This is a genomic window from Corallococcus sp. CA054B (assembly GCF_003611625.1).
Classification (GTDB): Bacteria; Myxococcota; Myxococcia; order Myxococcales; family Myxococcaceae; genus Corallococcus; species Corallococcus coralloides.
Genome location: NZ_RAVY01000067.1, coordinates 14,967 through 32,849 on the forward strand (window position 1 = coordinate 14,967; position 17,883 = coordinate 32,849).

Annotated in this window: 8 protein-coding genes; 5 read left to right on the forward strand and 3 right to left on the reverse strand. The window is 70.6% G+C overall.

What is annotated here, in order from left to right; translation table 11 throughout:
• Positions 1 to 168: 168 nt before the first annotated feature.
• A complete protein-coding gene (locus tag D7V80_RS18180; protein WP_120589366.1) occupies positions 169 to 1,008 on the reverse strand; it encodes a LysR family transcriptional regulator in 840 nt (279 codons plus the stop codon).
• Between the two features lie 222 nt (positions 1,009 to 1,230).
• Here D7V80_RS18180 and D7V80_RS18185 point away from each other — a divergent pair, with 222 nt between their 5' ends.
• Positions 1,231 to 1,884 (forward strand): DsbA family protein, encoded by a 654-nt coding sequence (locus D7V80_RS18185; protein WP_233585468.1) that lies wholly within the window; start codon positions 1,231 to 1,233, stop codon positions 1,882 to 1,884.
• Positions 1,885 to 1,983: 99 nt separating this feature from the next.
• Here the strand turns inward: D7V80_RS18185 and D7V80_RS18190 are convergent, their stop codons facing one another.
• The gene (locus D7V80_RS18190; RefSeq protein ID WP_147447134.1) at positions 1,984 to 4,353 is read right to left on the reverse strand and encodes an Ig-like domain-containing protein; all 2,370 of its coding nucleotides are present in this window, start codon (positions 4,351 to 4,353) and stop codon (positions 1,984 to 1,986) included.
• Between the two features lie 305 nt (positions 4,354 to 4,658).
• Positions 4,659 to 7,022 carry an Ig-like domain-containing protein gene (locus D7V80_RS42830; protein ID WP_233585470.1) on the reverse strand — a complete coding sequence of 788 codons (2,364 nt, stop codon included), beginning with the start codon at positions 7,020 to 7,022 and terminating at the stop codon, positions 4,659 to 4,661.
• A gap of 323 nt (positions 7,023 to 7,345) precedes the next feature.
• Here D7V80_RS42830 and D7V80_RS18200 point away from each other — a divergent pair, with 323 nt between their 5' ends.
• Genes D7V80_RS18200 through D7V80_RS18215 form a run of 4 tightly spaced genes read left to right on the forward strand, consistent with a single transcriptional unit; the run spans position 7,346 to position 17,854 of the window.
• Positions 7,346 to 12,415, forward strand: a complete 5,070-nt coding sequence (locus D7V80_RS18200) for a non-ribosomal peptide synthetase (RefSeq protein WP_158616658.1) — start codon at positions 7,346 to 7,348, stop codon at positions 12,413 to 12,415.
• Positions 12,412 to 15,360 (forward strand): type I polyketide synthase, encoded by a 2,949-nt coding sequence (locus D7V80_RS18205; protein ID WP_120589370.1) that lies wholly within the window; start codon positions 12,412 to 12,414, stop codon positions 15,358 to 15,360. The genes D7V80_RS18200 and D7V80_RS18205 overlap by 4 nt, the downstream gene beginning before the upstream one ends.
• Complete coding sequence (locus tag D7V80_RS18210; RefSeq protein ID WP_120589371.1) at positions 15,357 to 16,112, forward strand: thioesterase II family protein; 756 nt, start codon at positions 15,357 to 15,359, stop codon at positions 16,110 to 16,112. The genes D7V80_RS18205 and D7V80_RS18210 overlap by 4 nt, the downstream gene beginning before the upstream one ends.
• Positions 16,109 to 17,854, forward strand: a complete 1,746-nt coding sequence (locus D7V80_RS18215) for an acyl-CoA dehydrogenase family protein (RefSeq protein WP_120589372.1) — start codon at positions 16,109 to 16,111, stop codon at positions 17,852 to 17,854. Before D7V80_RS18210 ends, D7V80_RS18215 begins: the two co-directional genes overlap by 4 nt.
• Positions 17,855 to 17,883 lie beyond the last annotated feature (29 nt).

Here is a 17,883-nt window from a genome sequence, read left to right on the forward strand (position 1 = left end):
GACGGCGCCTGACGTCGGAGAGGAGCGCAGGACTCTAGTGAGGGTCCCTCCCCTTCGCTCCTGAGTCAGCCCCACGCCATGGCGGTCCAACCCGACATCCCTTCGCGGACGTCTGCCGATGAGAAATCGTCTGCTGGGTCCCCAAGCGTCCTCCCTGCCCTGAGGACCTCAGGCCTCCCACGCGCCCGGGGCGCTCCGGAGGGCTTCGGAGAGTGACTCCCGCGCCCGCCGGAGGGCCGCGTCCGCGCGCCGGGTGGCGGCGGACAGCAGCCAGACCGGAGGGCCCCCTGGGAGTTCCTCCTCCAGCACCAGACGCGGGTCCCCTTCCGCGAGCAGCGCCGGGAGCACGCTCCGCCCCAGGCCCGCGACGCAGGCATCCCTGATGCCGAGCAGCGTGTCGCACTCCACGAGGGCCTCCGCGTCCTCGGGGACTGCCTTCCACCAGCGCATGGAGGACCGGGTGCGCAGGTTCCCTGATGGCAGGACCCAGGCCGCCGAGTCCTGCTGGGTTGCCCGCGCCCGGAACACTCCGAGCCGCAGCCTCCCCAGTTGCTGTCCCCGCAGCGCACCGCCCGGCGTGTGACTCGGCCGCAAGGCCAGATCCGTCACCCCGGGCTCCAGCGCCAGCTCGCTCTCGGAGATGCGCACCTGGACCCGCTGCGTGAAGCCGCACGTGCGCAGCGCGCCGAACAGCAGCGACGCCAGCACTTCGTTCGTGGTGATGACGAGCCGGCCTGCGCGCGCCCGGTTCTGCACCTCGATGAGTGCCCCCACGTCCAGGGCGTGGGGGCGCATGCGGCCCGCGCGCTCGGCAATGGCGAGGCCGAGCGGCGTCGGGCGCAGCGTCGCCCCACGCAGGAAGAGCGGCACCCCGAGCGCGCGCTCGAGGGCGTCCACCCGCCGCGAGATGGACGAGTGGCGCAGTGAGAGCTCGCGCGCCGCGCCCACGACGCTCCCCGTGCGCACCAGCGCCTCCACCGTCTGCAGGTCGTCCCAGGGGATGTGCATGAACGCACATGCTGTGCGCGTCCGCGGGCATCGTCAACGCAGGGGGGCCGGGGCTATCTCTCGGGGCGTGGCAATGACCGCCACCAGGAGCTGGCCATGAAGATCCCCAGAAACGAGAACGAGACGCCCCCTGACGTGCAGGCGCTGTGCGACCCCGAGACTGGGACGTGCGCGCTTCCCGGCGCGGCGCAGAAGCGCGCAGGGTCGAGCGCCGAGGGTCCCGTGGAAGAGGTGCTCTATGTGGGGGACCCGATGTGCTCCTGGTGTTGGGGCGGCTCGCCCGGCCTCCGCCAACTGGAGGCGGAGGCAAGCCGTCGAGGCATCCCCTTCCGCGTCCTGGTGGGCGGGCTCCGTGCGGGAGGCGGGGACCCCTGGAACGAGCGGTTCAAAGGCTTCCTGCGCCACCACTGGGAGGAGGTTGCCGCGCGTACCGGGCAGCCGTTCTCCACCCGGTTCCTCGACCGGGCGGTGTTCAACTACGACACCGAGCCTGCGTGCCGCGCGTTCCTCGTCATGCGCGGGATGCTCGAGGAGATGCCGGGACCGGAGACGCGCGCGTACGACGCGTTTGCCGCCATCCAGCGGAAGTTCTACGCCGACGGGGAGGACCCCACCGTGGCGTCCTTCTACGAGAGCATTTGCGCCGCGCACGGCCTCGACTTCAGGGTGTTCCTGAGCCGGTTCGACCATGCGGACGCGAAGCGGGCGACGGCGAACGAGTTCCAGGAGGTCAGGGCCCTGGGCGTGAACGGATTCCCCACCGTGCTCTTCCGTGGCGGCTCCGGCGTCGAGGTGCTCGCGAGCGGCTTCGCGACCGGACCGCGCATGGTCGAGGCGCTCGATCGGGCGATGAGACGGGCAAGGGGCGAGGCGTGAAGCTCGGTCGCCGTGCGCTGGTGTCCTCCTTGCCGGTCACCGGTCAGTCCGCGATGCCGCGTGCAGGACGCCTGCCAAAAGCAGGCGTCCTGCACCTCGTCAGAGGCTCAGGCCCGGCACCCGCACCGGCGTAAGGCGGTTTGTGGTGGTCCCGTCGCCGAGCTGCCCGTAGGAATTATTGCCCCAGGCCCAGACGGTGCCGTCCTGCTTCACGGCCAGCGAGTGGTGGTTGCCAGCGGCGAGGTCCGCGACGCCCGCCAAACCCGCCACCTGCACGGGCGTGAGGCGCTGGGTGGGGGTCCCGTCGCCGAGCTGCCCGTAGGAATTGTTGCCCCAGGCCCAGACGGTGCCGTCCTGCTTCAAGGCCAGCGAGTGGTGGTTGCCAGCAGCGAGGTCCGCGACGCCCGCCAACCCCGCCACCTGCACGGGCGTGAGGCGCTGGGTGGGGGTCCCGTCGCCGAGGTGGCCATTGTTGTTGTAGCCCCAGGCCCAGACGGTGCCATCCTGCTTCAATGCGAGCGTGTGGTGGTTGTTGGCGGCGAGGTCCGCGACGCCCGCCAAACCCGCCACCTGCACGGGCGCGAGGCGCTGGGTGGTGGTCCCGTCGCCTAGCTGGCCATTGCCGTTGATTGCCCAGGCCCAGGCGGTGCCGTTCTGCTTCAAGGCGAGCGAGTGGTAGGTGCCAGCGGCGAGGATCGCGACGCTCGTCAGGCCCGGCACCTGCCCTGGCGTGAGGCGGTGCGTTACGGTCCCGTCGCCGAGCTGGCCTTGGCTGTTGAAGCCCCAGGCCCAGACGGAGCCATCCTGTTTCAATGCAAGCGTGTGGCCCGCGCCAGCGGCGAGGGCCGTGATGCCCGTCAGTCCTGGCGCCTGCACGGGCGTGAGGCGCCGGATGGTGGTCCCGTCGCCGAGCTGGCCGTAGGCGTTGTAGCCCCAGGCCCAGACGGTGCCGTCCTGCTTCAAGGCGAGCGAGTGGGAAAGGCCAGCAGCGAGGGCCGCGACGCCCGTCAATCCCGGCACCTGCACGGGCGTGAGGCGGTCGGTGGTTGTTCCGTCGCCGAGCTGGCCCTCGCCGTTGTTTCCCCAAGCCCAGACGGTGCCGTCCTGCTTCAAGGCCAGCGTGTGGAACTGGCCAGCGGCGAGACGAGCCCCGCTGCTCGCGGCGCAGGTGGCACCGCCCTGGAGGGCGAAGGCGAAGCGGGTGGAGAGGCCGAGGGCGTTGGTGACAGTGGCCGTCACCGAGGCCGTCGCGCCCGAGGGGACGCAGGAGGGCGCCGTCCAGAGGACTTCGCTGGTGGAGGCGGTGCTGGTGGTCGTGCCCAGCGTGCCGGTGCTCGCGGTCCACGCGAAGGTGAGAACGCTGCCCTGCGGATCCTTCGCCGTCACCCGGAAGATGACGGTGCCCCCGGCCGCTGGCACCGTGGCCACCGACTGGAAGGACTCCACCACCTCGGGCGGGAAGCGCCCTGAGGTCCCCGGGCCCACGTAGATGCCCAGACTGCCCTGCCTCTGCCCACCCCGGCCGTCCGAGGCCACCACGGTGAGCGTGCACGTGCCGCCGGAGGGCTGCGCCGAGGGCGTGAAGCTCGCGCTCGCCGAGGTGCCATTCGTCCACGTTCCCGCGCACGAGGCGGTCCACTGGTAGGAGAGGCTGTCCCCGTCCGCGTCGCTCGCGACGGCCGCCACGGTCGTCGCCTGGCCGACGGCCACGGAGGACGGCAGCGCCGTCACCCCGACCACCTGGGGCCAGGTGTTGAAGGAGACATTGACGGCGGCGCTGCCGGTGCCGGTGCTCACCGTCACCGTGACGCTGAGGGCCGCGGAGGCACCTTTCGAGTCCGTCACCGTCAGCGTCAGCACCACGGGGCCGGCGGAGGCCGGCGCCGTCCAGGCCGTGGTGAGACTGGAGGCCGCGCTGAAGCTGCCAGTGCTGGCCGTCCAGGCGTAGGTCAGCGTATCGCCCGCGTTGGGGTCCTCCGCGGTGGCCTGCAGGGCCACCTGCCCACCCGGCGCGACGGTGCCGGGGCTGGCCACCAGGGAGAGGATCCGCGGTGCCGCGTTGTCGAAGGGCGCGGGAGCATTCACCTCCTGCAAGAGCAGCGTCACCGCCGTCGTCTGGCCGGCCTGGATGGTGACGGGCGTCACCTGGCCGGAGTAGCGGACGGTGTTGGTGGAATCGAACGCCTGGGCGCTGAAGGTGCGGCCGGTGCCAGCGGGCAGCTGCCCCAGCACCCCACCCCACTGCCCGCCCGTCTTCACCAGTGCATCCGTGCGCGTCGTCATGCCCGCGCCTGAAACGGTGAGCTCCACTCGCGCCACGTCGCTGGCGCTGAGGGCCTGCGGCAGCGTCACCACCGCCTGCGCGCTGCCTTCTGCATCCTCGGGTTGCTGCGCCCCACCGCAGCCAGCCAATGCCAGCACCAGGCTCAACGCCAGACACGTCAGCCCGCTTCGACTCTCTTGCCTCATGGACTTCGCCCCCGTGTGCAACTGAATGGGCCTCCCAAGAGGCAAACCGCGTCTACACGGACGGGTGCCTGACTCAGGAGAGGAGCGCAGGACTCTAGTTGGGAGTTCCCACGCTTCGCTCCTGAGTCATCCCAGCGCCATGCCGGTCCAACCTGACATCTCAGCACGGACATCTATGGATTGGCCGGTTGTATGAGAACGGCCGGCACACGCAGAGCCCAAAGACTCACAGGCTTCAGAGCGATGCACGCTCGGAAGTCATCGTCTTCCTGCCCAGGTCCCAAGCGCAAGCGCCTGGCGTCTCGTCAGAAATTCAGCACCTGCACCGGCGTGAGGCCGTCCGTCGTTGTCCCGTCGCCTAGCTGGCCATAGGCGTTGTGGCCCCAGGCCCAGACGGTGCCGTCCTGCTTCAAGGCGAGCGAGTGGAAGTAGCCACCAGCGATGGCCGCGACGCCCGTCAAGCCCGGCACCTGCACGGGCGTGAGGCGCTGGATGGTGGTCCCGTCGCCGAGCTGGCCATAGGCGTTGTAGCCCCAGGCCCAGACGGTGCCGTCCTGCTTCAAGGCGAGCGAGTGGGAGTAGCCACCAGCGATGGCCGCGACGCCCATCAAGCCCTGTACTTGCGTGGGCGTGTGGTGGTTCGCCGACGTTCCGTCACCGAGCTGGCCATTGCCGTTGTCGCCCCAGGCCCAGACGGTGCCATCCTGCTTCAATGCGAGCGAGTAGAGGTGGCCACCAGCGATGGCCGCGACGCCCGTCAAGCCCGACACCTGCACGGGCGTGAGGCGCTGGGTGGTCGTCCCGTCGCCGAGCTGGCCATAGCCGTTGTAGCCCCAGGCCCAGACGGTGCCGTCCTGCTTCACGGCGAGCGAGTGGTAGGTGCTACCAGCGAGGGCCGCGACGCCCGTCAAGCCCGGCACATGCACGGGCGTGAGGCGCTGGGTGGTCGTCCCATCGCCGAGCTGGCCATAGGCATTGTAGCCCCAGGCCCAGACGGTGCCGTCCTGCTTCAAGGTGAGCGAGTGGAAGTAGCCACCAGCGAGGGCCTTGATGCCCGTCAAGCCCTGCACCTGCACGGGCGTGAGGCGGTCCGTCGTTGTCCCGTCACCGAGTTGGCCATAGCCGTTGTAGCCCCAGGTCCAGACGGTGCCGTCCTGCTTCACGGTGAGCGCGTGGTTCTCGCTAGCGGCGATGGCCGCGACGCGCGTCAGGCCCTGCACCTGCACGGGCGTGAGGCGGTCTGTCGTTGTCCCGTCGCCGAGCTGGCCATGGACGTTATGGCCCCAGGCCCAAACGGTGCCATCCTGCTTCACGGCGAGACTATCAATCCCGCCCGCCACGAGACGAGCCACGGGGTTCGCAGCGCAGGCCGAGCCGCCCTGGAGGGCGAAGGCGTAGGAGGCGGAGAGGCCCAGAGCGTTGGTGACGGTGGCCGTCACCGTGGCCGGGTTGCCCGAGGGCACGCACGCGGACGCCGTCCAGAGGACTTCGCTGCTGGCGGCGGTGCTGGTGGCCGTGCCCAGCGTGCCCGTGCTGGTGGTCCAGGTGAAGCTCATCGCGCTCGACTGTGGGTCTCTCGCGCGGACGCGGAAGACGACGGTGCCGCCGCCCGCGGGCACCGAGGCAACGGACTGGAACGTCTCCACCACCTGGGGCGGGAACTGCGCGGTGGTGGGCGACGTCGAAACGTAGAGGGTGAGACTGCCCGTGCCCTGCCCGCCCCGGCCATCCTGCACCAGGACCGTCAGCTTGCAGGTGCCGCCGGAGGGCTGGGCCGAGGGCGTAAAGCTGGCGCTGGCGGAGGTAGCATTGGCCCACGTGCCCGCACAGCTGGCCGTCCACTCGTAGGTGAGGCTGTCTCCGTCCGCGTCGCTGGCGGAGGCCGTCACCTGGGTGGTCTGGTCGACGGCGATGGATGAAGGCAGGGCCGTCACGCCGACCACCCGAGGCCAGGTGTTGAAGGAGACGTTGACGGCGGCGCTTCCGTTGCCGGTGCTCACCGTGATGGTGACGCTGAGGCTGGAGCTTGCGCCCTTCGAGTCCGTCACCGTCAACGTCAGCACCACGGGGCCGACGGAGTCCGGTGCCGTCCACGCGGTGGCGAGGCTGGCGGGGGCGCTGAAGCTGCCGGAGGGCGCCGTCCACGCATACGTGAGGGTATCGCCCGCGTTGGTGTCGTCCGCGGTGGCCTGCAGCGCCACCTGTCCGCCCGGGGCGACAGTGCCGGGGCTGGCCACCAGGGAGAGGATGCGCGGCGCCGCGTTGTCGAAGGGCGGCGGCGCATTCACCTCCTGCAGGAGCAGCGTCACGGCTGTCGTCTGGTTGGCCTGGATGGTGACGGGCGCGACCTGCCCCGCGTAGCGCACGATGTTGGAGGAATCGAAGGCCTGCGCGCTGAAGGTTCGGCCGGTGCCAGCGGGCAGTTGGCCCAGCACCCCACCCCACTGCTCTCCCGTCTTCACCAGCGCGTCCGTGCTCGTCGTCATGCCCGCGCCGGACACCGTGAGTTCCACACGGGTCACATCGCTGGCGCTCAAGGCCTGCGGCAGCGTCACCACCGCCTGCGCGCTGCCTTCCGCCACCACCATGGACGGACTGCCACACCCGGTCAGCGCCATCACCAGGCCCAGGGCCAGTACCACCAGCCCGCTTCGACTCTTTTGATCCATGCACTGCTCCAGCGCTTGGGACTGTGAGGCGCCTACAGGGCATGGCTTTGTCACCACGGTTCCAGCGGGCCTCTGGCAAGGGCGCGGGACTTTACGGGTAGTCCTTTCGGCTTCGCCTCTGAGTCACTCCGGCGCCATGGAAGTCCCTCGGGACTCTCCGCGTCCCCTCCTCTGAAGGGCTACCCAACAGGGTGGATCCGCACTCCCTGGTGACGAGCCATGTCTCACGGTGTTTCACCGGGTCATGTAAAATCCTGAAAACGGCCCAAATCCGCTAAATGCTCGATTTTCTTCGGACGGGTGCGGCGCCGGTTGGAGGATTCTTGCTGCCCCCCGTCCACCAGCTCGTCGAGCGACGAGCGACCGAACTTTCCTCCCAGATCGCCGTTGCCTCCCGGGCCCGCTCCGTCACCCATGCCGCGCTGAATGCGCACGCGAACCGGCTGGCCCATGCACTGATCGCCCGGGGCGCCGGACCGGACGTCCTCGTCGGCGTCTGCCTTCCTCGAAGCGTGGAGCTGGTCGCGTCCGTCCTGGGTGTTCTCAAGGCCGGAGCGGCCTGGCTTCCCCTGGACCCGGCCTCCCCTCCCGAACGCCTGCGATACATGGCCGCTTCGGCGGGAGCCCGGTTCGTCATCGGCACGGGGCCGGCCGTGGAGCGGCTCGCGGCGGACGGCATCCAGGTCCTGGCTCCAGAGGCCCTGGCGCTCCAGGCGTTCCCGGACGTGAACCCGGGCGTCACCGTGCAGCCAGATCACCTCGCGTATGTGATCCACACCTCGGGCTCCACCGGGCTGCCCAAGGGCGTGATGATCAGCCACCGGGCGCTGTCCGCCTTCACTGAGTACCACCTCGGCACGTTCGGCCTGTCGCCCGCGGATCGCATTGGCGTGGTGGCCTCGCCCGGCTTCGACGCCTTCGTCATGACGCTCCTGCCGTCGCTGGCCGCGGGGGCTCGCCTGGAGCTGCCGCCTGATGAGGAGACCCGCCTGTCGCCCCAGCGGCTTCAGGACTGGCTCCTGGCCCGGGACATCACCTGCATCTTCCTTCCCACGCCGCTGGCCGAACGCGTCCTTTCGCTGTTCTGGCCCGAGTCCTGCGCCCTGCGCCTGATCCTCACCGGCGGCGACCGGCTGCACCTGCACCCCAGGCCCGGGCTGCCGTTCCAGCTCGTGAACGGCTACGGCCCCGCCGAGTGCACCATCTACAGCACGTCCGGTGTCGTCCTTCCCGGTGATGCCTCGACCGGGGACCGGCTGCCGTCCATCGGCCGTCCCATTGGCGGCGTGGAGGTCCACGTCCTCGATCCGGCGCTGCGGCCCGTCGCGGATGGCGAGACCGGGGAACTGTTCATCGGCGGCCCCGGACTGGCTCGCGGTTACGTGGGCACGCCGGACCTGACCGCGGATCGGTTCATTCCGGATCCGTTCTCCCGGTTCGGCGGTGAGCGGCTGTATCGCACGGGGGACCTGGGCCGCCGGTTGCCGGATGGTTCGCTGGAGTTCCATGGCCGTTCCGACCGGCAGGTGAAGGTCCGCGGCATCCGCATCGAGCCCGCGGAGATCACCGCCGCGCTGCTGACCCATCCGCACGTCGGGGCCGCGCACGTCCTGGTTCGCAGCGCCGAGAGCCACGACGTCTTCTTCGTGGCGTGGTTCGCGCCGAAGGACGCCCGGGCCGTTCCCGGAACGGAGCAGCTCCGCGAGCACCTCCGCGCCTGGCTCCCCGAGGCCATGCTCCCCCGGACCTTTGTCGTCGTGGACGCCCTGCCCCTGGGCCCTACCGGCAAGGTCGACGTCCAAGCGCTTCCCACGCCCGAAGCCCACTCGACCCGGAGCAGCGCCTACGTCGCGCCTCGCACGGAGCTGGAGCATGGACTCGTCCAGGTGTGGCAGGAGGAGCTGCGCCTGGAGCGGATCGGCATCGAAGACGACTTCTTCGAGCTGGGCGGCCACTCGCTGCTGGCCACGCGGATCACCGCTCGGGTCGCGGAGGTGCTGGGGCTCCCGTTGTCTCTGACGGAGCTCTTCGCGCACCGTCGCATCTCCCAGCTGGCGAACGTGCTGGAGCCGCGCCGGGCCGTTCCCGCGAAGGACGTGTTGCCGCCCGTGGTCCGCGTCGCCGACCCCGAACGGGCTCCCTTGTCCGTGCAACAGGAGCAGGTCTGGTTCCTCCAGAAGCTGTCCCCCGGAAGCATCTCCTACCAGGCGCAGACGACCCTCCGCGTGCTGGGCGGGCTGGACCTGCCGGTGCTCGAACGCGCGCTGACGGAGATCACCCGGCGCCACGAGCTGCTGCGGACGACCTACGAGGAAGTCGACGGCCGGCCGTGGCAGCGCGTCCTTCCCGTGACGCCGGTGCAGGTCCCGTTGATCGACCTGTCCGGATTGCCCACGGTCGAGCGCGAACACCGGCGTGAAGAGGCGCTCCGCCAGGAGCTGCGGCGGCCCCTGTCCCTCTTCGAGCCGCCGCTCGTGCGCTGGACCGTCGTCCGGCTCGCTCCCGATGATCACGAGCTGGTCCTCGTGGAGCACCACGTCGTCCACGACGGCGTGTCGTTCTCCGTGCTGATGCGGGAGCTGGATGCGCTCTACAACGCGTATCTGCGTGGTGAGTCCTCGCCGCTGCCGGAGCTCCCGGTGCAGTACCGCGACTTCGCGGCGTGGCAGCGCGAGGCGCTCGACGGTCCGGCCATGAAGGCCCAGCTCGACTTCTGGCGGAAGCGGCTGGCCGGGGCACCGGAGGTGCTGCCGCTGCGCACCGACCACCCGCGTCCCCGCGTGCAGACGTTCAACGGCGACCTGCTCCGGTTGGAGCTGCCGCCCGCCCTGCCCGGCGCCCTGCGCGCGTTCTGTCAGCAGGAGGGCGTGACCCTCTTCAATGCTCTCTTCGCCGCCTTCGCCACGTTGCTGCATCGCTACACCGGCGAGCAGGACCTGTGCATCGGTTCGGCGTTCGCGGCCCGGACCGGTGTCCGGAACATCGAGAATGTCATCGGGATGTTCGTCAACGCCGTGGTCCTCCGGTGTGACGTCTCCGGCGCGCCGACGTTCCGCGAGCTGGTCCATCAGGTGCGGGACCTCACCGTGGCGGCGGCCGAGCATCAGGCATATCCGTTCCTCAAGCTGATCGAAGCCCTGGGCGTGAAGCGCGACCCCAGCCGCAATCCGCTCGTGCAGGCCATGTTCAGCTTTCACGACTCTGCCGTGCGGAGCCCTCGGCTGGGTGATGCCTCGTGCACCATCTTCGAGCGGGGCAACGGGTCGTCGAAGGTGGACCTGGATGTCGTCGCGATTCCGCACGCGGGCCGGCACCTGGGCGACCGCGAGCGTGGTGACGCACGCATCTCGCTCATCTGGGAGTACAACCGGGACCTGTTCGACCGCTCGACGATGGAGCGGATGGCCGCGCACTTCCTGCGCCTGGTGGAGGCCGCGGTGGCCAGTCCCGGCACACCCGTGTCGCGACTGCCGATGCTTTCGGATGCGGAGCGGCGAGTCCTCGTGGCGAACAGCTCCGCCATGCCCGTCAGCGCGGATCCCCCCGTGCATCAGCAGGTCCTGGCGCAGGCCCTGCGGACCCCTGATGCAGTGGCCGTGCGCGACGAGGCAGGCACCCTCACCTACGCGGAGCTGGTCCGGCGCGCGACGCTGCTCGCCGAACATCTTCACTCGCGCGGTGCAGGCGCGGAGTCGGTCGTCGGTGTCTGCGCGCCTCGTGGCGCGGAGCTCGTGACGGCCGAGCTGGGCGTGATGCTGTCCGGAGCCGCGTTCCTGCCCCTGGACCCGGAGCATCCGGCCGAACGGATCGCGCTCATCCTCGGTGACGCTGGCGTGCGCCAGGTGGTCACCACAGGGCCGCTCGCGGAACGGCTCCCCGCCACGGTGGCGCGCGTGCGCATCGAGTCCTTCCATGGGCCCGGCACCTCCCACGGAGTTCTGCCCCCGGAGGTGCAGCCCGGTCAGCGGGCCTACGTCATGTACACCTCGGGCTCCACGGGCGTCCCCAAGGGCGTGGTGGTGGAGCATGGTGCACTGGCCCACCTTGTCGGGTGGCACCGGCGTGCGTTCGGACTGGCGGCGGACAGCCGCACCACGCTGCTCTACTCGCCCGCGTTCGATCCTTCTGTCGCGGAGCTCTGGCCTGCCCTCACCGCGGGCGCGACGTTGCATGTCCCCGGACAGGACGTGCGCCTGTCCCCGGAGCGGCTCCAGGCCTGGCTCCTCTCCGAGCGCATCACCTTCACGGACCTGCCCACCGCCCTGGCGGAGCGGCTGCTGGCCCTGCCATGGCCGGCGTCGTGCGAGCTGCGCACGGTGCTCGCGGGCGGTGATCGGCTCCACGCGCGTCCCGTGCCCGGGTTGCCGTGGCGGCTGTTCAACCAGTACGGCCCCACCGAGACCACCGTGACGGCCACCTCCGGCGAGGTGCTGCCCGCGGGGCCCAAGGAGACACTGCCCGCCATCGGCCAGCCCATCGACGGGACCACGGCCCATGTCCTGGACGCGGAGCTGCAACCTGTCCCCACGGGTGTCGCGGGAGAGCTTTACATCGGCGGTGCCGGTGTGGCGCGCGGCTATCTGAACCGCCCGGACCTCACCGCCGCGAGCTTCGTCCCCGACCCGTACGCGGCACATCCAGGCGCGCGCATGTACCGCACGGGCGACCGGGTCCTGTGCCGGGCGGACGGGACGCTCGAGTTCCTGGGCCGCATGGACGCGCAGCTCAAGATCTGGGGCTTCCGCGTGGAGCCCGCGGAGGTCGCTGTCCGTCTGCGCACGCATCCGGGACTCGCGGAGGCGCACGTCCGCGCGTGGAGCCCTCCCGGTGGCGCGCCCCAACTGGTCGGCTACCTGGTGCCCCTCGCGGGCCAGCCCGTGCCCACACCGGCGCGGCTGCGTGAGCACCTGGCGCGTGAGCTGCCGGCGTACATGATCCCCTCCGCCTATGTGGAGCTGAAGGCGCTGCCGCTCACCCACGGTGGCAAGGTGGATGAACGGGCGCTGCCTGAGCCCACGCCCGGAACCCAGGCGCCTCGGGTCCCGCTCGCGAACGAGCACGAACGGCGGATCGCGGGCATCTGGTGCGAGACGCTGCGCCTGGAGCACGTGGGCGCGGAGGACAACTTCTTCGACCTCGGGGGGCACTCGCTGCTGCTGGCACAGGTGCAGCACCTGCTGAAGCACCGCATGGGCCATGACGTGCCCATCGTGACGCTGTTCGAGTTCCCTACCGTCCGTGCGCTCGCGGGTCATCTCCAGGGCCGGGACGATGGTGGAGAGGCCGAGGCCGCGCAGGCGCAGCGCCAGGAGCAACGGCGCAGTGGACGTGCGCGCCTGCTGGGCCGTCAGGGCCGGCTGTCGTCGGACCGCTCGCGGGAGGAAGTGGAATGAGCGCGTCGCTCGACGTGATGGACGAAGAGGACCGTTCGGCGCACCTCGCGGTGGTGGGCCTGGCGTGCCGGCTTCCTGGTGCGGCCAACGTGGCGGAGTTCTGGTCCAACCTGGCCGGCGGCGTCGAGTCCATCACCTACTTCGGTCCGGACGGCCAGCCCTGTGCCGAATCCCCCATCGAGCGCGCCGTGGGTGAAGAGGTGCCCGCGTTCGGTCTGGTTGCGGATGCGGACCGGTTCGATGCGCAGGCCTTCGGGATGTCGCCGCAGGAAGCGCTGATGCTGGATCCGCAGCACCGGGTGTTCCTGGAGTGCGCGCGGGAGGCGCTGGAGGACGCCGGGTATGATCCGGCTCGCTACCGGGGCGCCATTGGCATCTACGCGGGTGGCAGTGAGACGGACTACCTGTCCGCGCTGCGGGCTCGGAGGGACCTGCTGGCGGGTGCCAGTGACTGGCAGCTCCGGCTGGCCACGGGCGTGGACTTCCTCACCAGCCGAGTGGCCTACAAGCTGGGGCTTCGCGGGCCGGCCGTCACCGTACAGACCGCGTGCTCCACGTCCCTGGTCGCGATCCACCTGGCCGCGCAGGCCTTGCTCGCGGGGGACTGCGACATCGCGCTGGCGGGAGGTGCGTCGGTGCATGTGCCTCCCCGGTTCGGCCACTACAGCGAGGGCGGGCCACTGTCCCCGGACGGCCGCTGCCGGGCGTTCGACGCCCGGGCACAGGGCACGGTGGGCAGCAACGGCGCGGGGATGGTCGTGCTCAAGCGGCTCGCGGATGCGCTGGAGGATGGGGACACGATCCGCGCCGTTCTCCGAGGCACCGCCGTCAACAACGACGCCGCCGGGAAGATCGGCTTCACCGCGCCGAGCGTGGAGGGCCAGTCCCGCGTCATCGAGACCGCCCTGCATGCCGCGGGCGTGGACCCCGCGAGCATCAGCTACCTGGAAGCGCACGGCACCGGCACGCGGTTGGGAGATCCCATCGAGGTCGCCGCGCTGACGAAGGCCTTCGGTGCCCGCGAACCCCGCTCCTGCTGGCTGGGGTCGGTGAAGACGAACATCGGCCACACGGACGCGGCGGCGGGCGTGGCGGGCTTCATCAAGACGGTCCTCGCGCTGGAGCACCGGAAGCTGCCACCGAGTCTGAACTTCGAACGGCCCAACCCGGAGATCGACTTCGAGCACGGCCCCTTCCGCGTGAACACGGAGCTGCGGGACTGGGACACCGACGGTCGTCCGCGGCGGGCCGGCGTCAGCTCGCTGGGCATTGGCGGCACCAACGCGCACGCCGTGCTGGAAGAGGCGCCCACCCTGCCCGCCTCCGAGCGCTCGCGGACTCCGCAGTTGATGGTCCTGTCGGCCCACGGTCCCGCCTCTCTGGCCCGCGCCGTGGAGCGGCTCGGAGGACACCTGCGCGCGCATCCGGAGGTGGACCTGGGTGACGTCGCCTGGACGCTCCAGATGGGACGTACCGCGCACAAGCACCGAGCGTTCGCGGTAGGCCAGGACACCCAAGAGGTTCTGGAACAGGAAGGCTTCGCGCCGCAGCTGGCCGGTGAACGCCAGGTGGTGTTCATGTTCCCCGGCCACGGTGGGCAGCACGTGGGCATGGGCCGGGAGCTGTACGGTTCACAGCCAGCGTTCCGCGAGGCCGTGGACGCGTGCCGTGCGCACCTGACGCCTCTCCTTGGGTTCGACCTGGGGGCGGTGCTCCATCCGGATCCCACGGATGCCGCCGCGCTGGAGCAGGCCACTGCCCGGATGGGGGAGTTCATCACTGGCCAGCTCTCCGTGTTCGTCATCGAGTACGCGGTGGCGCGGCTGTGGAAGCGCTGGGGCGTGCAGCCCGCCGCGGTCGTGGGCCACAGCCTGGGGGCCTATGCCGCGGCCACGGTGGCGGGGGTCTTCCGTCTGGAGGACGCGCTGCGGTTGGTCCTGGAGCGCTCGCGCATCCTCGCGAGTCTTCCCTCGGGAGCCATGCTGGCCGTGCCGTTGCCCGAGTCGGAGCTGGCGCCCCTGCTTCACGGAGGACTCGCGCTGGCGGCCGTGAACGGGCCCGTGCAGTGCGCGGTGTCTGGCCCCGCGGCGGAGATCGAAGCCCTCCAGGCGCGGCTGATGGAGCGCGGGGTGGAGTCGAAGCTGCTGCGCATTCCGGGCGCGGGGCACTCGCCGCTCGTCGAGCCGTCACTGGCCGCGTTCACCGCCTGCGTTCAGCGCGTCGAACGGCGTCCGCCGCGGCTCCCGTGGATCTCCGATCGCACCGGCGTGGCGGTCACGGCGGAAGAGGCCGTGGACCCGGCGTACTGGGCCGCGCACCTTCGCCACACCGTGCGCTTTGGCGACGCGCTGAACACGTTGTTCGCCGGTCCGCCGGGCGTGTTCCTGGAGGTCGGGCCCGGACGAACCCTGGCGACGCTGGCGCGCCAGAACCCTGGAGCGGGGCCACACCTCACGGTGGCCACCCTGCCCCATCCCTCGGACAACACGTCCGATGCGGTCAGCGCGCTCACCGCCGCGGGACGCCTGTGGAGCGCGGGCGTCGCGATCTCCTGGCAGGGACTTCACGGAGGCGTCTCCCGCCGCCGGGTGCCTCTGCCCACGTATCCGTTCGAACGTCAGCGCTACCTCGTCGAAGCACCCGCCACCTCCACGACCATGGCGTCAGTGTCACCACCGCCCGAACCTGAACCCATGGAGGTGCCGGAGCTGCCAGAGGACGAAGTCGTGCGCCGGATCGCCACCGCGTTCGCGGAGGTCCTGGGGCTGGCCCGGGTCGGGCTCCACGACAACTTCTTCGCGCTGGGAGGCGACTCGTTGATGGCGGCGCAGGTCATCGCGCGGTTGCGTCCGCATGTCGCCACGCCCCTGAAGGTGAAGGCCCTCTTCCGCGCGCCCACCGTGGCCCGCCTGACCCGCTTCATCGCGGAGTCCTCTCCGGCATGACCTCGACTTCTCCCTGGCTCGCGTGCCGCATCCGGCGCCCGGAAGCCTCCGTGCGCCTCTACTGCTTCCCGCACAGCGGCGGCTCCGTGGGCGAGTACGTCCGCTGGGCCGACCTGCTCCCGGGCATCGAGGTCTGGGGCGTGCAGCTTCCGGGGCGAGGGGCTCGGGCGGAAGAAGCGCCGTTCACCCGGCTGGACGAACTGGTGGACGCGCTGGTGCAAGCGGTGGACTTCGGTTCCTCCTTCGCGTTCTTCGGTCACAGCCTGGGGGCGTTCGTGGCCTTCGAGACGGCCTGCCGTCTGCGCGACCTGGGCCGGGTACCTCCCACTGCGCTGTTCCTCTCCGCGTCCCCAGCCCCACAGCTCCCTCCGCGAGGCATCCCCGCGAGCCACCTGGATGAGGACGGACTCCTCACCGCGCTGGAGCCCACCTATGGCGAGCTGATCCACGAGCTGCGCGAGGACGAAGAGCTGCGCGAGCTCATCCTCCCAGGCCTGCGCGCGGACCTGCTGCTCGTGGAGTCCCACCGGCATCAGGACCGTGCGCCCCTCCCCTGCGCGATGACCGTCACGGGCGGCACCCAGGATGACCTGACCCGCGCCGAGCTGGAGCCGTGGAGTCTCCACACCTCCGGGCCCTTCGCGCTCCACCTGCTGCCCGGTGGCCACTTCTACCTTCGGGACGCCGAAGCGAAGGCCACCCTCCTGCGCCTCATCGCGGAAACCCTCTCCAGAAGGACGCCGACTCCATGAGCCACGAGCCACTGCACCCCGCCACCCGCAGCCGCGAGGGCTTCCTGGGCCAGCTCTTCGCGGGGAAGCTCCGCTGGGACCTCGTCCGAGCGTTCCCCGAACAGGACCCGGAGGAGCGCCGTCAAGGCGACGCCGTCATCGCGGAGGTCGAACAGTTCCTCCAGGCGCACGTGGACCCGGACGAGATTGAACGCACGGGCCGCATTCCACCGGAGCTGCGAGAAGCCCTGCGTTCACGCGGCTACTACAAGCTCCAGGTGGAGCGGGAGCTGGGAGGCCGGGGCCTCTCCATGCTGAACACCTTCCGCGTCATCGAGGCCGTGATGAGCGTGTGCCTGCCGGTGGGCTACACGCTGGCCATCCACAGTGGCCTGGGCGCGGGTGCCATCATCGAGGCCGTGCAGGACGGTCCCCTCAAGGACTACGTCCGAGGCCGGGTCGCTGACGGAGTCATCTCCGGCTGGGCCGACACCGAGCCCATCGGGGCCTCCGTGCGGCGCGCGTCCACCACCGCCGTGCCCACGGAGGACGGAACGGCGTATGTGCTCAATGGGGAGAAGGTCTTCATCGGCAACGGCTCCATCGCGGATCTGCTGAACGTCACCGCGACGCTCCAGGAGGACGGCCGCGAGCAGATCAGCCTCTTCTTCGTGGAGACCTCCAGCCCCGGCTTCCACGTCCGCGCCGAGCACGGCCTGATGGGCTTGCGCGGACTGCCCATCGCCGCGCTGAGCTTCGACAACGTGCGGGTGCCGAAGGAGCGGATGCTCGCGATGTCGCAGGAGCACTGGCGGAACACGCCGTTGCTGGAGCCGCTCAGCGCCCTGGGCCGCATGTACATCATCGTGGCCGCGTCGCTGGCGCTCTCCAAGAAGTGCCTCCAGTGGTCGCGTGAGTTCCTTCACCGGCGGCTCGCACAGGGGCGCAGGCTCGGGGACTTCGACGAGATCCAGCGCCAGGTGTCCGCCACGGCGGCGGAGGTCTTCGCCATGGAGAGCGTGGCTCGCTGGAGCCTCACGGGCGTGACGGCGGACACGCTGCCCCTGCGCTGGTTCGAACAGGTGGCGGCCAAGAACATCGCGTCGCTGACATGCGCGCGCATCACGGACCGCACGATGTCGCTGCTCGCCGCCGAAGGCTACGAGACGTCGGAGAGCAAGGTCGCCCGTGGCGCCGCGCCGGCCCCGCTGGAGCGCACGCTGCGCGATGCCCGGGCCTTCCGGGTCGCGGGAGGCGTGGACTTCCTGGTGGACCACAAGGCCGCGAGGGAAGGCCTCTTCTCGCTCTACTACCCGACGGCCTCGCACGCGGCGGAGCTGGAGTCGCCCCCTGCCCCGCTCCCCGTGGATGAGCATCTGTCCCCGCGCAACCGCGAGCACCTCCAGCACACAGCCCGGGAGGTGCATCGGCTCGCGAAGCGAAGCCTGGACCTGTCGCGCCGCCACCCGGACGCGGGAGCCCTGCACGCGAGGCAGCGGACGCTCATCCTGATGAACCAGCTCTGCAACGAGCTGTTCACGATGTCCGTCACCCTGGCCCACGCGTCAGCCCTGGCTTCACGCGGGCAGCCGCAAGCCGACGCGCTGGCGGACGTCTACTGCACCGCCGCGCGCTACCGCCTGGAGGACCTCTGGCGTCAGGCCGACGCCGAAGCGGAGCCGGACTTCGCGGGCGTGAGCGAACGCTGGCTGACGGGGGACACGCTCGACTTCCTGCTGAGCGACGTGCTCATCCGAAAGTGAGCCCATGGCGCGCTGCTGGCGTTTGGGGC